The 15,514-nt window shown below is 46.7% G+C and carries 15 protein-coding genes; 10 read left to right on the plus strand and 5 right to left on the minus strand.

Features of this window, described 5'->3' with window-relative positions; genetic code table 11:
* The first annotated feature begins 21 nt into the window (after window positions 1–21).
* Window positions 22–897 (plus strand): dienelactone hydrolase family protein, encoded by an 876-nt coding sequence (locus tag ICN39_RS10070; protein ID WP_216233894.1) that lies wholly within the window; start codon window positions 22–24, stop codon window positions 895–897.
* Between the two features lie 3 nt (window positions 898–900).
* Window positions 901–1,674: a ZIP family metal transporter gene (locus ICN39_RS10075; RefSeq protein ID WP_216233895.1), complete on the plus strand. Its 774-nt coding sequence runs from the start codon at window positions 901–903 to the stop codon at window positions 1,672–1,674.
* Between the two features lie 6 nt (window positions 1,675–1,680).
* Here the strand turns inward: ICN39_RS10075 and ICN39_RS10080 are convergent, their stop codons facing one another.
* Together ICN39_RS10080 and ICN39_RS10085 are read right to left on the minus strand one after the other, a co-directional pair.
* Window positions 1,681–2,511, minus strand: a complete 831-nt coding sequence (locus ICN39_RS10080; protein ID WP_216233896.1) for a sulfurtransferase — start codon at window positions 2,509–2,511, stop codon at window positions 1,681–1,683.
* A 70-nt stretch (window positions 2,512–2,581) separates the two neighbouring features.
* Complete coding sequence (locus ICN39_RS10085; protein ID WP_216233897.1) at window positions 2,582–3,688, minus strand: SRPBCC family protein; 1,107 nt, start codon at window positions 3,686–3,688, stop codon at window positions 2,582–2,584.
* A gap of 162 nt (window positions 3,689–3,850) precedes the next feature.
* Between ICN39_RS10085 and xseB the strand changes: the two genes are divergently transcribed.
* Genes xseB through folE2 form a run of 4 tightly spaced genes read left to right on the plus strand, consistent with a single transcriptional unit; the run spans window position 3,851 to window position 7,797 of the window.
* Entirely contained in the window at window positions 3,851–4,084 is a 234-nt protein-coding gene (gene xseB, locus ICN39_RS10090; RefSeq protein ID WP_072582862.1) for an exodeoxyribonuclease VII small subunit, read from the plus strand.
* On the plus strand, window positions 4,085–4,987 hold the full coding sequence (locus ICN39_RS10095; RefSeq protein WP_216233898.1) for a polyprenyl synthetase family protein: 903 nt from the start codon (window positions 4,085–4,087) through the stop codon (window positions 4,985–4,987). It abuts the gene before it with no gap.
* A gap of 55 nt (window positions 4,988–5,042) precedes the next feature.
* Window positions 5,043–6,944, plus strand: coding sequence for a 1-deoxy-D-xylulose-5-phosphate synthase (dxs, locus tag ICN39_RS10100; RefSeq protein WP_216233899.1), 1,902 nt, complete (start codon window positions 5,043–5,045; stop codon window positions 6,942–6,944).
* A 25-nt stretch (window positions 6,945–6,969) separates the two neighbouring features.
* A complete protein-coding gene (gene folE2, locus ICN39_RS10105; RefSeq protein ID WP_216233900.1) occupies window positions 6,970–7,797 on the plus strand; it encodes a GTP cyclohydrolase FolE2 in 828 nt (275 codons plus the stop codon).
* A 12-nt stretch (window positions 7,798–7,809) separates the two neighbouring features.
* Here the strand turns inward: folE2 and tsaD are convergent, their stop codons facing one another.
* The gene (gene tsaD, locus ICN39_RS10110; protein ID WP_216233901.1) at window positions 7,810–8,883 is read right to left on the minus strand and encodes a tRNA (adenosine(37)-N6)-threonylcarbamoyltransferase complex transferase subunit TsaD; all 1,074 of its coding nucleotides are present in this window, start codon (window positions 8,881–8,883) and stop codon (window positions 7,810–7,812) included.
* A gap of 77 nt (window positions 8,884–8,960) precedes the next feature.
* Here tsaD and rpsU point away from each other — a divergent pair, with 77 nt between their 5' ends.
* The 4 genes from rpsU (at window position 8,961) to rpoD (ending at window position 14,584) form a co-directional block, all read left to right on the plus strand.
* Window positions 8,961–9,173, plus strand: a complete 213-nt coding sequence (gene rpsU / locus ICN39_RS10115) for a 30S ribosomal protein S21 (RefSeq protein ID WP_011903537.1) — start codon at window positions 8,961–8,963, stop codon at window positions 9,171–9,173.
* 127 nt (window positions 9,174–9,300) lie between these two features.
* A complete protein-coding gene (locus ICN39_RS10120) occupies window positions 9,301–9,747 on the plus strand; it encodes a GatB/YqeY domain-containing protein (RefSeq protein ID WP_216233902.1) in 447 nt (148 codons plus the stop codon).
* A 49-nt stretch (window positions 9,748–9,796) separates the two neighbouring features.
* Complete coding sequence (gene dnaG, locus ICN39_RS10125) at window positions 9,797–11,767, plus strand: DNA primase (RefSeq protein ID WP_216233903.1); 1,971 nt, start codon at window positions 9,797–9,799, stop codon at window positions 11,765–11,767.
* Window positions 11,768–12,001: 234 nt separating this feature from the next.
* Window positions 12,002–14,584 (plus strand): RNA polymerase sigma factor RpoD, encoded by a 2,583-nt coding sequence (rpoD, locus tag ICN39_RS10130; protein ID WP_216233904.1) that lies wholly within the window; start codon window positions 12,002–12,004, stop codon window positions 14,582–14,584.
* Between the two features lie 29 nt (window positions 14,585–14,613).
* Here rpoD and ICN39_RS10135 read toward each other — a convergent pair whose 3' ends face one another.
* Together ICN39_RS10135 and ICN39_RS10140 are read right to left on the minus strand one after the other, a co-directional pair.
* On the minus strand, window positions 14,614–15,018 hold the full coding sequence (locus ICN39_RS10135; RefSeq protein WP_216233905.1) for a PIN domain-containing protein: 405 nt from the start codon (window positions 15,016–15,018) through the stop codon (window positions 14,614–14,616).
* Complete coding sequence (locus tag ICN39_RS10140) at window positions 15,008–15,238, minus strand: AbrB/MazE/SpoVT family DNA-binding domain-containing protein (RefSeq protein ID WP_072582921.1); 231 nt, start codon at window positions 15,236–15,238, stop codon at window positions 15,008–15,010. Before ICN39_RS10140 ends, ICN39_RS10135 begins: the two co-directional genes overlap by 11 nt.
* Window positions 15,239–15,514: the final 276 nt, after the last annotated feature.

Genomic DNA, 15,514 nt, shown 5'->3' on the forward strand with positions numbered 1-15,514 from the left:
TGCAAGTTAGGAGACAAGACAATGAGCAAAGACATTCAAAATAGTCGACGCAATTTTATAAAAACATCCGCAATAAGCGCGACTGCTATTGGGGTTGGATTTGTGGGGGCGTCCGAGCCTGTGATGGCTGCAGCTATTGAAACGGATTTCAAAGGAATAAAAGCTGGTGAGCAGATGATCCCTGTGGGTAGCTTTCAGTTGCCCGCTTATGTCTCACGACCTGAAAAAGCTAAAGGTTCTTTGCCCATCATTATTGTGGCGAGTGAAATTTTTGGTGTACATGAGTACATAGCCGATGTCACAAGACGTTTTGCTAAGTTGGGATATCTTGCGATTGCTCCAGAGTTTTTTACGCGCGCAGGTGACCCCAATGCTTACGGCACTATTGCCGAAATTATGACTAATATTGTGGCTAAGACCCCAGATGATCAAGTCTTGAACGATCTACAAGCTGCTTTAGTATGGGCCGGCAAAAATGGCGGCGATCTAAAGCGCGTCGGCGTTACTGGCTTCTGTTGGGGTGGTCGTATTACTTGGTTGTCCGCAACTTTGCCACAGGTTCGTGCCGGTGTCGCATGGTACGGTCGTCTCATTGGTGAGAAGACTGAGGGCAGTCCTAAGCATCCCGTAGATATTGCCGCTGATTTAAAGGCGCCAGTGCTCGGCTTGTATGGCGCTGCTGATACCGGGATTTCCCTAGAGAGCATTGATCAAATGCGCGCTGCTTTAGCGCAGACCGCCCCTAAAAATCCTGTTGCCAAGGCTTGTGAATTTGTAGTCTATCCAGATGCCCCTCATGCATTCCATGCGGATTACCGCGCTAGCTATCGTGAAGGTCCTGCGAAAGATGGTTGGGAAAAATGTATTGCCTGGTTTAAGAAAAATGGAGTGGCATAAATAGTGACCGCCTTAGAAAGCATCGTATTAATTACTGCACTTGCAGGAGTGACTAGCGTCTTAATTGCCGCCAGTTGCTCTGTGACATTGCTTTCTAGAATGATCAACAATATGGTGAGTCTCTCTGTTGGTATTTTGTTAGCAACAGCCTTACTCCACTCATTGCCTGAAGCATTTAGCTTTCAAGGAGCAAAACCCCAGCTCTTATTTGCCACCTTGCTTGCGGGTTTATTGGGCTTCTTCTTGTTAGAGAAAATTGCCTTATTACGTCATGACCATCATCATGAGGGAGATGGTCATCATCACCATCATGGGCATGATGCTGAGAATGCCGGCCGCAGTGGTTGGATGATTTTGGTTGGCGATGGTATTCATAACTTCGTAGATGGTATCTTGATTGCGGCAGCCTTTATGGCCGACTATCAAGTGGGCATCTTTACAGCAATTGCGATTATTGCGCATGAGATTCCCCAGGAGATTGGTGATTTCATCGTCTTGCTGAACGCCGGCTTCTCGCGCACACGTGCCTTACTCTACAACCTGATTTGCGGTCTATCCGCTGTTGTTGGCGGGGTATTGGCTTACTTCTTCCTGGAAAAAGCGCATGCAGCGATGCCATATTTATTGGTGATTGCTTCTAGTAGTTTTATTTATATTGCGGTGAGTGATCTCATTCCGCAAATGCATCGTCGCCCACACTGGGTGGAGTCTTTACGTCAGACGCTATTAATTGCTTGCGGCGTAGGGTTTGTGATCCTGCTATCCCTGTTGCACTAACAGGATTTAAAGTTCAACAGGCCTTTTGGGGTCTGCGCACCATTCACTCCAGCTACCTGCATATAGGCGTGAGCCTTTAAAGCCAGCAAGCTCCATCGCCAGAAGATTGTGGCAAGCAGTGACGCCAGATCCGCATTGATGAATGACTTCAGAAGCTTTAGTGGGGCCCAGAAATTCTGAAAATTCTTTGAATAACTGCTCGGGAGTTTTGAATGCAGTCGCGCTGAGATTGTTTTTAAAGAAGCGATTCATTGCGCCGGGAATGTGTCCTCCAACTGGATCAAGCGTTTCATTTTGTCCGTGAAAGCGATCTGCTGTACGCGCATCGATGATTTTGTTTTTCTTTGTCTCTAGATTGGCTACAACTTCATCAGCTAGAACCAGACCCGCATAAGGCATTACCCCAATGGCTTCCGTGCAAGGTGTGGGCGCCCTTGGAATCGAGCCCATAGGGCCATTCCAAGAGTCTAAACCGCCATCTAGTACTTGAACATTGGCATGCCCTGTTGCTTTAAGCATCCACCATAAGCGGCTGGCATAGACAGAGCCCTGTTTGTCATAGGCAACTACTAGGGTATTGGGGGTGATACCCAAACGCATTTTGGTTTGAGCCCAAGCTTCTGGGCTTGGAAGGGGGTGTCTGCCGTTTGTGCCAGTCTTGCTTCCTGAAAGATCTTGATCAAGGTCCACATAAATGGCACCAGGAATATGGCTTTCTTCGTAGGATTTTTTTCCGATCAGTGGGTCGGCTAAATCAAAGCGGCAATCACAGAGCAATACATTTTCACCGCTATTAATGATTTCTTCTAACTGGTTGGCTGAGATTAGAGGAGTCATGATGCTTCCTATTTTTAGTGATGAGGGTTATTAATAGGGGATATTAATAAAACCGTAAGACTTGTTTTGATTATGCGCCTTCGAAGTTCATGACGCGGCGATACCACTCATGAAAATGCTGCATACCATCTTCCATAGGGCTTTGATATGGTCCTACTTCATTTACGCCGCGGGCAAGTAGGGCTGCTCGGCCTTGATCCATACGCTCAGCAATTTCATCATCTTCGATGCAAGTTTCCATGTAAGCAGCACGCTCAGCTTCCACAAATTCACGCTCAAACAAGGCAATTTCTTCTGGATAGTAGAACTCGACGATATTGCGTGTTTTACCGGGCCCCATTGGGTGCAGTGTTGATACACATAGAACGCCTGGATACCACTCCACCATGACATTCGGGTAGTAGGTGAGCCAGATAGCCCCGTGGCGCGGGGCTTTACCGTCAAATTGGCGTAGGACTGCCTCATGCCAGTTGCGATAGGTTGATGAGCCTGGAGTTTGTAAATCTTTATGAATGCCAACAGTTTGAACGCTATGCCAGTCGCCGAATTCCCAATGCAGATCTTCGCAAGAAACAAACTTACCTAGACCAGGATGAAATGGCACAACGTGATAATCCTCGAGATAGACCTCGATGAATGTTTTCCAGTTGTAATTGCACTCATGTACTTCAACATGATCTAGAACGTAACCATCAAACTTGAGATCATCAGCAACACCCAGTTTGGCAAGATCGGTGCGCACATCTCGTGGACCTTCAAATAACAAGCCTTGCCAATTTTGTAGTGGGGATTTGCCGAGATTTAAACAAGGCTTATCTTCAAAGTGAGGGGCGCCCAATAAATTGCCGCCTAAGTCATAAGTCCAGCGATGTAATGGGCAAACAATATTGTCAGCTTTGCCGCGACCATTGAGCATCAAAGCTTGACGATGACGGCAGACATTGGAGAGTAGTTCTACGCCAGATTCGTTGCGAACGAGGATGCGACCTTCGTTTTCTGCGCTTAAAGTTTGATAGGTGCCCATTTCAGGCACCATTAGTTCATGACCAACATAGCCGGGGCCCTGCTTAAAAAGCAGTTCAATTTCCCGCTGATAGAGCTCAGCGTCAAAGTATGCCGAAACCGGCAACTGCAGATTGGACGGCGCAAGCTTCTGCGCGGTAGCCAGATTAGTCATTCTCCCCACCCCCGAAAACGTCAGCCGAAGCTAAGCGGAATAACCAATCCAACCATCGACGGATCGATATTGGAAAGGAAGGGGTGGATTATACCCATCCAAACCGCTTCTCGCTTTAATATGTAGGGCTATCCGTGTGGGAAATACGAAGGAATCCAGCTTATGCCAGCCAAGAAGTCAGAGAGTCAAAAACCCGGTCTTGAGGTGCAAATTGACCCCGATTTGCGCTATGAGCAAGCCGTTAAGGAGCTCGAAAAGCTCATTTCCGATATGGAATCTGGCAAATTTTCCCTAGAAGAAACCTTGTTAGCCTATCAACGTGGCGCAGCCTTGCTAAAACACTGTCAAGGCATGTTGGCTCAAGTTGAGCAACAGGTTCGAGTATTCGAGGCTTAATTGAGCGCTGCTTTTCAATTTCAGGAGTGGATCACTTCTCACTCCGAGCGAACAGAGCTGGCGTTAGATCGCTTACTTGACTCTGCGCAAACTATTCCGCATCGCTTGCATGAAGCCATGCGTTACGCAGCGCAAGGTGGCGGCAAGCGTATTCGCCCCTTATTGGTTTATGCCGCAGGCCAACTTGGCGATAAAGTAGATGCAGCAGGAGCTGATTCATTAGATGCAGCAGCAGTGGCAATTGAATGTATTCATGCTTACTCACTAGTGCATGATGATTTGCCATGCATGGATGATGATGATTTACGTCGCGGTCGTCCGACAGTCCACAAAGCTTTTGATGAAGCAATAGCATTGCTAGTTGGAGATGCATTGCAAACCCGCGCCTTTGAAATCTTGGCCAATGCAAATTGTGATGCTCAAGTTCGTCTCAAAATGATTTCTGCCTTAGCGGCTGCCTCTGGCTCACGCGGCATGGCCGGTGGTCAGGCAATTGATTTAGAGAGCGTCGGCAAGAAATTAGACTTGAGTGGCCTAAAACAAATGCATGCTATGAAAACGGGTGCTTTGTTGTCATGCGCTGTTGAATTGGGTGGTGTTGCCGCCTACCTGAATCCTGCGCAAATGACGCATCTGGCAAATTATTCAAAGTCCTTAGGATTGGCGTTTCAGATTGTGGATGACGTGCTGGATGCCACTGCGGATAGTCAAACCTTAGGCAAGACAGCTGGCAAGGATGCTGCTGCCAATAAGCCGACCTATGTGACCTTGATGGGTTTAGACTATGCACGGAAGCAGGCTAAAGAGTTGCAAGAAATCGCAATCGCCAGCTTAGATGGTTTTGGTGCATCCGCACAAGCATTAAAAGATTTAGCTCTCTTGGTTGTCAATCGCGGCAAGTAAGGAAGATGCAAGATCAATACAAGAGAAATTCATCAGTACAGATTATTTAGATTCAATGACTTTACATTCAATTAACTCTCCAGACGATCTCAAAAAACTCTCTCGCGAAGAGCTACCTGCTTTAGCTGATGAGTTGCGCGAGTTTGTTTTGGATTCTGTATCCAAGACGGGCGGACATCTATCGTCTAACTTGGGAACAGTAGAGCTCTCTATTGCTTTGCACTACGTATTTGATACTCCAGACGATCGCATTGTTTGGGATGTTGGCCATCAAAGTTACCCGCATAAAATTTTGACTGGTCGTCGTGAACGTATGGGTACCTTGCGTCAACACAAGGGTCTATCAGGCTTTCCACATCGCTCTGAAAGTGAGTTTGATGCTTTTGGTACCGGCCATTCATCAACCAGTATTTCTGCAGCGATGGGTATGGCGCGCGCGTTTCAGACCAAAGGCGAGCGACATGTAGCTGTAGCGGTGATTGGCGATAGCGCTATGACCGGTGGGATGGCGTTTGAAGCTATGAACAATGCCGGTGTGTATGACGACTTGCCACTCGTAGTGATTTTGAATGACAACGACATGTCGATCTCGCCTGCTGTGGGCGCTCTTAATCGCCATCTGGCTAGATTACTCAGCGGCAATATTTATTCAGCAACTAAAAAAGGCATTGATAGTGTTTTATCAATTGCTCCACCCTTACGTGAGTTTGCTAAGCGTCTTGAAGATCATGCCAAAGGCATGGTTTCTCCATCTACGATCTTCCAAGAGTTTGGCTTTAATTATTTCGGTCCGATTGATGGCCATGATTTAGATGCTTTGATTCCGATGCTGCAGAACGTACGCCGCTTAGCCTTAGAGGGTCGCGGACCTCAGTTCTTGCACGTTGTGACCAAAAAAGGTCAGGGCTATGAGTTGGCTGAGGCTGATCCTGTTCTGTATCACGGCCCTAGCAAATTTAATCCTGAAGAGGGCGTTAAAAAATCAGCTGCTAGCAAGAAAACATTTACCCAAGTATTTGGTGAGTGGTTATGTGATATGGCGCACGCAGATCCTTTATTGGTTGGCATTACTCCAGCCATGCGAGAGGGTTCCGGCCTAGTTGAGTTTGAGAAGAGTTTCCCTAAGCGTTACTACGATGTCGGTATTGCGGAACAGCACGCGGTCACTTTTGCAGCCGGCATGGCATGCGAAGGTATGAAGCCAGTGGTGGCGATTTACTCCACTTTCTTGCAGCGCGCGTATGACCAACTGATTCATGATGTGGCGATACAAGACTTACCGGTGTTGTTTGCATTAGATCGCGCTGGTCTCGTTGGTGCTGATGGCGCCACCCACGCAGGTGCTTATGACATTCCATTCTTGCGCTGCATTCCAAATATGCTGGTGATGACACCGGCAGATGAGTCTGAATGCCGTGACTTGTTAACTACTGCCTTTCATCAGCCACACCCAAGCGCAGTTCGCTACCCGCGTGGTGCAGGTATTGGCGCTATCCCATCTAAAGAATTGCGCACTCTGCCATTTGGTAAGGGTGAGATTCGTCGCAAATCCACCGCCCCTTCTGGTCAACGTGTGGCGATATTGGCCTTTGGCACCTTGCTTTACCCTGCGCTTGAAGTGGCGGAGGCTATTGATGCAACCGTGGCCAATATGCGCTTTGTTAAGCCACTCGATGTCGATCTCCTCCAATCTTTAGCAGCTGATCATGATTATTTTGTGACGATTGAGGATGGAGCAATTGCTGGCGGTGCTGGTAGCGCTTGTTTAGAAGCGCTCTCGAATCTCGGTATTAATAAACCCCTCCTGCAATTAGGTCTTCCTGATCAATTTGTCGAGCATGGCGACTACAGCCTTCTGATGTCCAAGTGTGGCTTGGACGTAGAGGGTATTGCCAACTCCATCCAACGGCGTTTTCCAGCAATATTGACTGTAAATTCAGTACTGGTAGGCAAATAAGCCCGTTTTGCCTGAAAATAGAGTAATGAATGACATGAACCCCGCCTTTCTGAAAGCCAGCGTAATGCCGGATGTGCAATCCACTTTGGATGATCGCGCATTACCAATTGAGCAAGTGGGTATTCGTGGCGTACGCCATCCGCTGACCATTCGCAGCAAAACAGGAAACTTTCCATCGGTTGGAACTTTTGAGATGGATGTGGCATTACCCGCGCATGTAAAGGGTACGCACATGTCTCGATTCATGGCGCTGCTCCAAAAACAAGATGTGGCTGTCGATAGCACGACTATTGTCGCCTTAGTGCGCGAGATGTTACCTTTGTTGGATGCTAAACAAGGCCACGTACAATTTACTTACACACACTTCGTTAAAAAAGCGGCGCCGGTTTCTGGTGTGGAAAGCTTGATGGATTACGAAGTCACTTGGATGGCAACAGCGAAGCAAAATCCAGCCGGCAGTGCCGATATTGAATTGGGTTTGCGTGCACAAGTTCCAGTGATGAGTTTGTGCCCTTGCTCAAAAGAGATTTCTGAGTTTGGTGCGCATAATCAACGCTCACACGTCACTATGACTGTTGCGTTAGATTCCAAAACGCAGATGACGGTGGAAGATTTGGTTACCGCCGCTGAAAGCGAAGCTTCTAGCGAGTTGTGGGGACTACTGAAGCGTCCTGATGAGAAGTGGGTGACTGAACATTCTTATAGCAACCCGAAGTTTGTAGAAGACTTAGTTCGTGATGTAGCCGGCAATCTCAAGGCAGATGAGCGTATTCACTCTTTTGTGGTTGAGGCTGAGAACTTTGAGTCCATTCACAACCACAGCGCATTCGCCAGAATCAGCCATCAGAAATAACCAGCAATAAATCTATTTCAGATTATTGCTTTGTAAATCCCAGCGGGGTTTGATATCAAAGGCTCCAGAATTTGTGGAGCCATTATTTTTTTCGATCATGCGTAATGCTCCAGCAAAAGCAATCATCACGCCGTTATCAGTGCAGAGTTCAAGCGGTGGGTAATGCACTTCAAAGCCATTACGTTTTGCTTTGTCATTAAGCGCAGCGCGTAGTTGCAAATTAGCACCAACACCACCAGCAAGCACTAAATGTTTGCAGCCTGTTTGCTTGAGCGCTTTCTCGGACTTGCTGATTAGAACCGCCACGATAGAGTCAACAAAGCTTCTGGCAAGATCCGCGTGAAATTGCGCGACCTCTGAAGAATCAGCAATCTTTTTCTCCTCAATTTTTTTCACTTGATTGAGAACGGCTGTCTTTAATCCTGAGAAAGAAAAATCTAAGTCACCTGAATGCAGCATTGGCTTTGGCAAATCAAAAATACCAGGACGACCTTGCTCTGCTAATTTAGAAATGGCTGCGCCACCGGGGTAATCCAAGCCGAGTAATTTGGCGGTTTTATCGAAGGCTTCTCCGGCCGCGTCATCTAAAGTTTCTCCAAGCAGCTCATATTGACCAATTCCAGAAACTTTCATGAGCTGGGTGTGGCCTCCGGATACCAATAGGGCAATAAACGGAAATTCGGGAGCGGTTTCACCTAAAAGCGGGGAAAGTAGGTGTCCTTCGAGATGATGTACCCCAATCGAAGGTAAATTGAGACCCTGGGCTAGAGATTTGGCAAAAGCGCTTCCTACTAGGAGGGCCCCAGCCAGTCCAGGCCCTTGGGTATATGCCACGGCATCAATATCGCCCAATTTGAGGCCAGATTGGGCTAAGGATTGGTCCAAAAGGGGTAAAACACGGCGAATATGGTCGCGGGAGGCTAATTCTGGGACAACGCCCCCATAGTCCCGGTGCATGGCGATCTGAGAGTGCAGGCCCTGGCCCAATATGCCCTGGAAGGCCGGTTTACCCTCTTCCCAAGGCGTGGTGTTGTATAAAGCCACTCCGGTCTCGTCACAAGAAGTTTCTATTCCTAAAACAATCATTTTTTTACTTAGCCGTGCTAGAATCGCAATTCAGTTAATTTATCGATATCTATCGAGCATATACGAGTTAAATAAGTATGACTACAGTCCGCCTCCGCGAAAACGAACCATTTGAAGTGGCATTGCGCCGTTTTAAGCGCACCATTGAAAAGAATGGCCTTTTGACAGACTTGCGTGCACGCGAGTTCTACGAGAAGCCAACGGCTGAACGTAAGCGTAAGAAGGCCGCAGCTGCTAAACGCCATTACAAGCGTATTCGCAGCCAGATGTTGCCTAAGAAGCTTTACTAATAGAATTAAAAGCTCTCGTCACCGAGAGGCTTTGAAACCCGCTGACGGTGAAACGCAGCGGGTTTTTGCTTTTTAATCACCATTATTAAATGTTCGACGTTTTATATTCAACATCAGGAATTAAGCCATGAGTCTAAAAGATCAAATTACCGAAGATATGAAAAACGCTATGCGCGCCAAGGAAGTAGAGCGCCTAGGAACGATTCGTCTTTTGTTGGCCGCCATCAAGCAACGCGAAGTGGACGAGCGCATCGTAGTTGACGATGCTGGTGTGATTGCTACTGTTGAAAAAATGATCAAGCAACGTAAAGATTCGATCTCTCAGTTTGAAAAAGCGAATCGTGACGATTTGGTTGCGATTGAAGCTGCTGAGATGGTGATTTTGCAGACGTATTTACCTGCGCAGTTATCCGATGCTGAAGTGCAAGCTGCAGTAGTTGCTGCCGTTGCTTCTACTGGTGCTGCAGGCCCGCAGGATATGGGTAAAGTCATTGGTGTACTTAAAGGTCAATTGGCTGGCAAAGCTGATATGGGTAAAGTTTCTGGCTTGGTAAAAGCCGCATTGGCGAAGTAAGCAAACTCAGTAGCTAGCCAAGAAAGCAAAATCCTTTCATACTGGCTACATGGCACTCATCCCACAATCCTTCATTGCCGATCTTTTAAATCGGGTTGATATCGTTGATGTGGTTGGGCAGCACGTGAAGTTAAAAAAAGCGGGTGCGAACTTTCAGGGTTTGTGCCCCTTTCATTCAGAGAAGTCTCCCTCATTTTCGGTATCTCCTACTAAACAGTTTTATCACTGCTTTGGTTGTGGCGCTCATGGCTCTGCTATTAGTTTCTTGATGGAATACTCTGGACTTGGATATGTAGATGCCATTGAAGATCTTGCGCGTTCTGCAGGTTTGGATGTCCCTCGTGAGGAGCGCACTGCGAATGATGTAGCAAGACAGCAGCAAGCTATGGCATTGAGCGAGGTCATGAGTTCTGCTGCGGATTGGTATCGTCAACAACTCAAAGGTAATACAAGAGCAGTTGAGTATTTAAAAGGCCGCGGACTTACTGGTGAGATTGCTAAGCGCTATGCCTTAGGTTATGCGCCCGACGGATGGCAGGGCTTAGAAGCGGTGTTTGGCGCCTACTCTAATGATGAGATAGCGAAGACCTTGGTGGAAGGTGGCTTGCTGATTCAGGGCGAGCAAGCGGAAGGCGGTCAACCTGTTAAACGCTACGATCGTTTCCGTGATCGCATTATGTTTCCCATTCGCAATCCCAAAGGTCAAACAATTGGCTTTGGTGGGCGCATCCTAGATCAAGGCGAGCCAAAGTATTTAAATTCTCCTGAGACCCCATTGTTCTCAAAAGGCAATACGCTCTATGGCTTGTTTGAAGCAAGACAAGCGATTCGTGCGCAAGAATATGTTTTGGTGTGTGAAGGTTATATGGATGTCGTTGCCTTAGCGCAATTGGGATTCCCCAATGCAGTTGCAACACTGGGTACCGCTTGTACTGCAAACCACGTACGCATGCTACTCAGACAAACCGATAAAGTGGTTTTCTCATTTGATGGTGACTCCGCCGGTCAACGCGCTGCGCAACGTGCGCTTGAGGCTTGTTTGCCTTTAATGTCGGACGATAAAGAAATTCGCTTCTTATTTTTGCCGACAGAGCATGACCCTGATAGCTATGTTCGTGCTTATGGGGCGCCTGCTTTTGAGAAAGTGATTAAAGAGGCAATGTCTATTTCTAGCTTCTTCTTTAGGGTTGTCAGTGAAGGTCATGAGCAAACTACCCCGGAAGGTCGAGCCCATACCCATCATGCTGCTAAACCTCTTTTACTTTCAATGCCTCCAATTGCCTTGCGTACACAAATTTTGCGCGAGTTAGCGATTCGTACCAATACAACCCCAGCAGAGCTCGAAGCATTTTGTGGTTTAACGGTAGCGCCTGTACCTGTTCGTCAAACTACTTACCAGCCGATGCAAGCAAGAGCTCAAGGTGGTCAAGGCAATCAAAGTGGTACAAACACTTATGTTGGTAATGGCAATCGGCAGGGCGCACCTTGGCAAGCATCCAAGGGATCTGCAAAACGAGTGGCTACTCAAAATATTGAACCACCTAAAGCACCAACGGATTTGGCCGAACAAATGCTGCGAGTCATCATTCAGTTTCCGCATTTAGGTAAAGCCTTGGATTCAAATAAACGCGCACTCGCACTAAAGGCGGCAGAACAAAGATCTTCAAAAGCCCATGCTTTGATGCAAGATCTTTTGTCACAGTGTGACTTGGTTGAGTTGATTCCGGGTGAGGGTAACAAGCCAGCGATCGCAGGCGCCGGTGCATTTGCCATGTTCCAAGATCAACTCTCCCGTAGTGAGCTAGCGCCTTTGTATGAAGTTCTGAGAAATCGAGTAATGGGCTCCGATTTGGAGTTGGAGGGCGCGGCTGCGGATCTTGATGGCGCATTTAAAAAGCTCGAATTAACCCACCTCAAGCAAGAAATGACTGAAATTGCCCAAAAGATCTCTGGAAGTACCGCCTCCGAGCAAGACAAGGCCCGTTATCGTGAATTGGGCGAAAAGCTTAAATTCTCCTAAGAATTTACTGAAACACCCCTAGAAATTCCCTGAAATTGCCCCATATTTTTAGGTAGGGTGGGGGTAAAAAAGTCGCAATCGACTATAATCCTTTGTTCCCAAGAAAAAACCGATTTAATTCAGCCACTTGCGCTTTATTTTGATGAAATTTGGGGTAAGTGGGTAAGTGAGTTACTACGGGGCTGTGTTTCATCAGTCGATATCAATAACAGTAATGTGAATAAGTGCTAATAAATGCCGAATACCAAGACCAAAAAACCAGCTCCCAAAGCGAAAGCTCCAGCTAAGCCAGTAAAAGCTGCTGCAAAACCAGCGGCTAAAGCAAAAACTCCCGCAAAGCCAGTGAAGGCTGCGGCCAAACCAGTTGCTAAAGCGAAGACTCCGGCAAAGCCGGCTCCAAAAGCGAAAGCTCCAGCTAAACCAGTAAAAGCTGCTGCTAAGCCAGCACCTAAAGCTAAAGCGCCGACTAAGCCGGCTCCAAAAGCGAAAGCTCCAGCTAAACCAGTAAAGGCTGCTGCAAAGCCTGCATCTAAGGCCCCAGCCAAGACTCCAGCAAAACCGACAAAAGCTGCTGCTAAGCCAGCAGCAAAAGTACCAACAAAGGTACCTGCCAAGCCAGTTGCCAAAGCACCTGCGAAAGTAGCCAAGGTAGAAGTCAAAGTTGAGCCAGTAAAAAAAGGTAAAGCTGCGCCTGTATCTAAACCTGAACTAGTTAAAGTGGTGAAGGAAGTAAAAGAAGCTAAAGAAACCAAAGGTAAAAAAGCTACGGTTGCTGAAGTAGAAGTTCCAGCTGCCGATGAGGAAAAAAAGCGCGGCCGTAAAGCGAAAGCGGATGCCCCTGCAGAAAATGCAGAGCCAGTATTGACGGATCGTCAAAAAGCCCGTGAGCGTAAAGCTAAAGAAAAAGCGCTCTTAAAAGAATTCGCAGCACAGCAGTTAGGCACCGAAGAGCAACAAGAGTTACGTCGTGCTCGCTTAAAAACTTTGATCAAGATGGGTATGTCCAAGGGTTACTTAACCCATGGCGAGATGAATGACGTGATGTCTGATGAGTTGTCTGATGCCGATGCATTAGAGACTTTGATCAGCTTGCTCAATGACATTGGCATTACTGTTTACGAACAAGCACCCGATGCTGAAACCTTAATCCTTTCTGACAACACAGAAGCTGCAGCTTCCGAAGAAGAGGCTGAAGAAAAGGCTGAAGCAGCCCTTTCTACTGTGGATTCAGAGTTTGGTCGCACAACCGATCCAGTACGTATGTATATGCGTGAGATGGGTACCGTAGATTTGCTGACTCGCGAAGGCGAGATCGTGATTGCGAAGAAGATTGAAGCTGGCCTCAAAGATATGGTGATGGCTTTGGCTGCTTGCCCTGTCACTATTGCTGAAATTCTAAGCAACGTAGACAAGATTGCTAGTGGCGAGATGGAGATTGACCAGTTTGTTGATGGCTTGGTTGATCCTAATGCAGAAGATATTAAGCTTGGACCTGAAGAGCCAGAAATTGACCCAGATGCCGAAGAAGGCGATGAAGAGGGCGGTGAAGACGAAGGCGGCGGCGGTGGTGGCGGTGCTGCAACTGCGAATGCCAAGCAACTAGAAGAGTTAAAGCAGATTTCTTTAGAGAAGTTTTCGATCGTACGCACACAAGCTGACAAGATGCGTCGTGCTTTCGATAAAGATGGCTACAACTGCCCAGCCTACATCAAGGCGCAGGACGGGATTCGTGCTGAATTGCTTGGTTTCCGCTTAACAGCAAAGAGTGTTGAGAAGTTATGCGACACCATGCGCTCACAAGTGGATCAGGTTTGGAAGCTAGAGCGTGGCATTGTTAGCTTGTTGGTAGACAAAGTTGGCGTCAATCGCGGTGAAGTATTAAAAGACTTCCCTAAGATGTCCATGAATTTGACTTGGACTGAAAAGCTGCTCAAAGAGAACAAGCCTTACAGTGCGCTCTTGCAACGTAACGTTCCAGCAATTCAAGAATTGCAGCAGAAATTAATTGATATTCAGAAGAATGTCGTTATTCCACTTCCAGAGTTAAAAGAAGTAAACAAGCAAATGATCGCTGGCGAGAAGCGTGCCCGCGAAGCAAAACGTGAGATGACAGTGGCCAACTTACGTTTGGTAATTTCGATTGCTAAGAAATACACCAACCGTGGTTTGCAGTTCTTGGACCTGATTCAAGAAGGTAATATCGGTTTGATGAAGGCGGTAGATAAGTTTGAATACCGTCGTGGCTATAAGTTCTCTACCTATGCAACATGGTGGATTCGTCAGGCCATTACTCGTTCGATTGCTGACCAAGCCCGTACGATCCGTATTCCAGTTCATATGATTGAGACAATCAACAAGATGAACCGTATCAGCCGTCAGATCTTGCAAGAAACTGGTCATGAGCCAGATGCTGCAACTTTGGCGCTGAAGATGGAGATTCCTGAAGACAAGATTCGCAAAATCATGAAGATTGCTAAGGAGCCTATCTCTATGGAGACTCCAATCGGCGATGATGCAGACTCTAATTTGGGTGACTTCATTGAGGATAACAACACATTAGCCCCGGCTGAAGCTGCTTTGCATGACTCAATGCGTGACGTAGTCAAGGATGTACTTGATTCATTAACACCGCGCGAAGCAAAAGTATTGCGTATGCGTTTTGGTGTTGAGATGAGCACCGATCATACTCTTGAAGAGGTTGGCAAACAGTTCGACGTTACTCGTGAGCGCATCCGTCAGATCGAAGCGAAGGCACTGAGAAAAATGCGTCATCCAAGCCGAAGCGACAAACTCAAGACCTTCCTCGAGGAAGATTGATTGTCTAGCACTTCGATATCGTGAGTCCTTTATAAAAAAGGATTCACGATCTGCAGTCTCTTATCAATTACTTGCCGGTGCTGCATATCTTCTGAGTACAGTTTTTCGCATCCTGCTTGCAAAGCCGCAGCAATAATCATTGAATCATAGTGATGGTATCCATATCGCCTGGACACCATCAATCCAGTTTCAAAAGTATCTATATCAAGCGATCTTACGTTGAATGTAGACGTAAATAAATCTAAAAATTCATCCAGCTCACTATTAGATATTTTTATTTTTCTAATGCTAGCAGAAGTAAATTCATTAAGCACCTGAACGCTTATTACGTTCGATTGCTGTAAATTTTTAGTAATCCAGTCTGCTTTTTTAGTATCTGATGATAGTAAATAAAGTAGGGTATTGGTATCAAAAAATATCTTCTTAGCGTTCATTCAACTCAGATCTATCAAAGTGAAAATCAGCGGGCATGCGACCACGAAATTTTCTCAAACTTTGAAGCCTATCCTGCAAGGAAGGTTTCTTCTTAACTTGGAAATGCTTTTTATCCGCAACATGAACCTCAATGTCGTCTCCTTCTTTTAGCTCTAAAAATTCGACCACTTGAGCTGGTAGACGAATGGCAAGGCTGTTCCCCCATTTTGATACGACCATGATTTTCATCTCCTTTAGATATACATATAATAATGTATATCTAAATAAAAACCAACAATTCAGCAAGTGCATACCAATCAATCATTTGAAGAGCCCCTTCAATTACAATGAGTGCTTAGGGCCTATAGCTCAGTTGGTTAGAGCAGAGGACTCATAAGAAAGAAGCCCTAGGGGTCTTGTAGTAAAGACCTCAATTGATTCAAGAGGTTAGTGGTGAATTAGGCGGTATAAATTCACTACACACCGCTTACACACCGGAGCAAAAACCGAGGTGTG

The organism is Polynucleobacter sp. AP-Reno-20A-A9 (genome assembly GCF_018882085.1).
Lineage (GTDB): Bacteria > Pseudomonadota > Gammaproteobacteria > Burkholderiales > Burkholderiaceae > Polynucleobacter.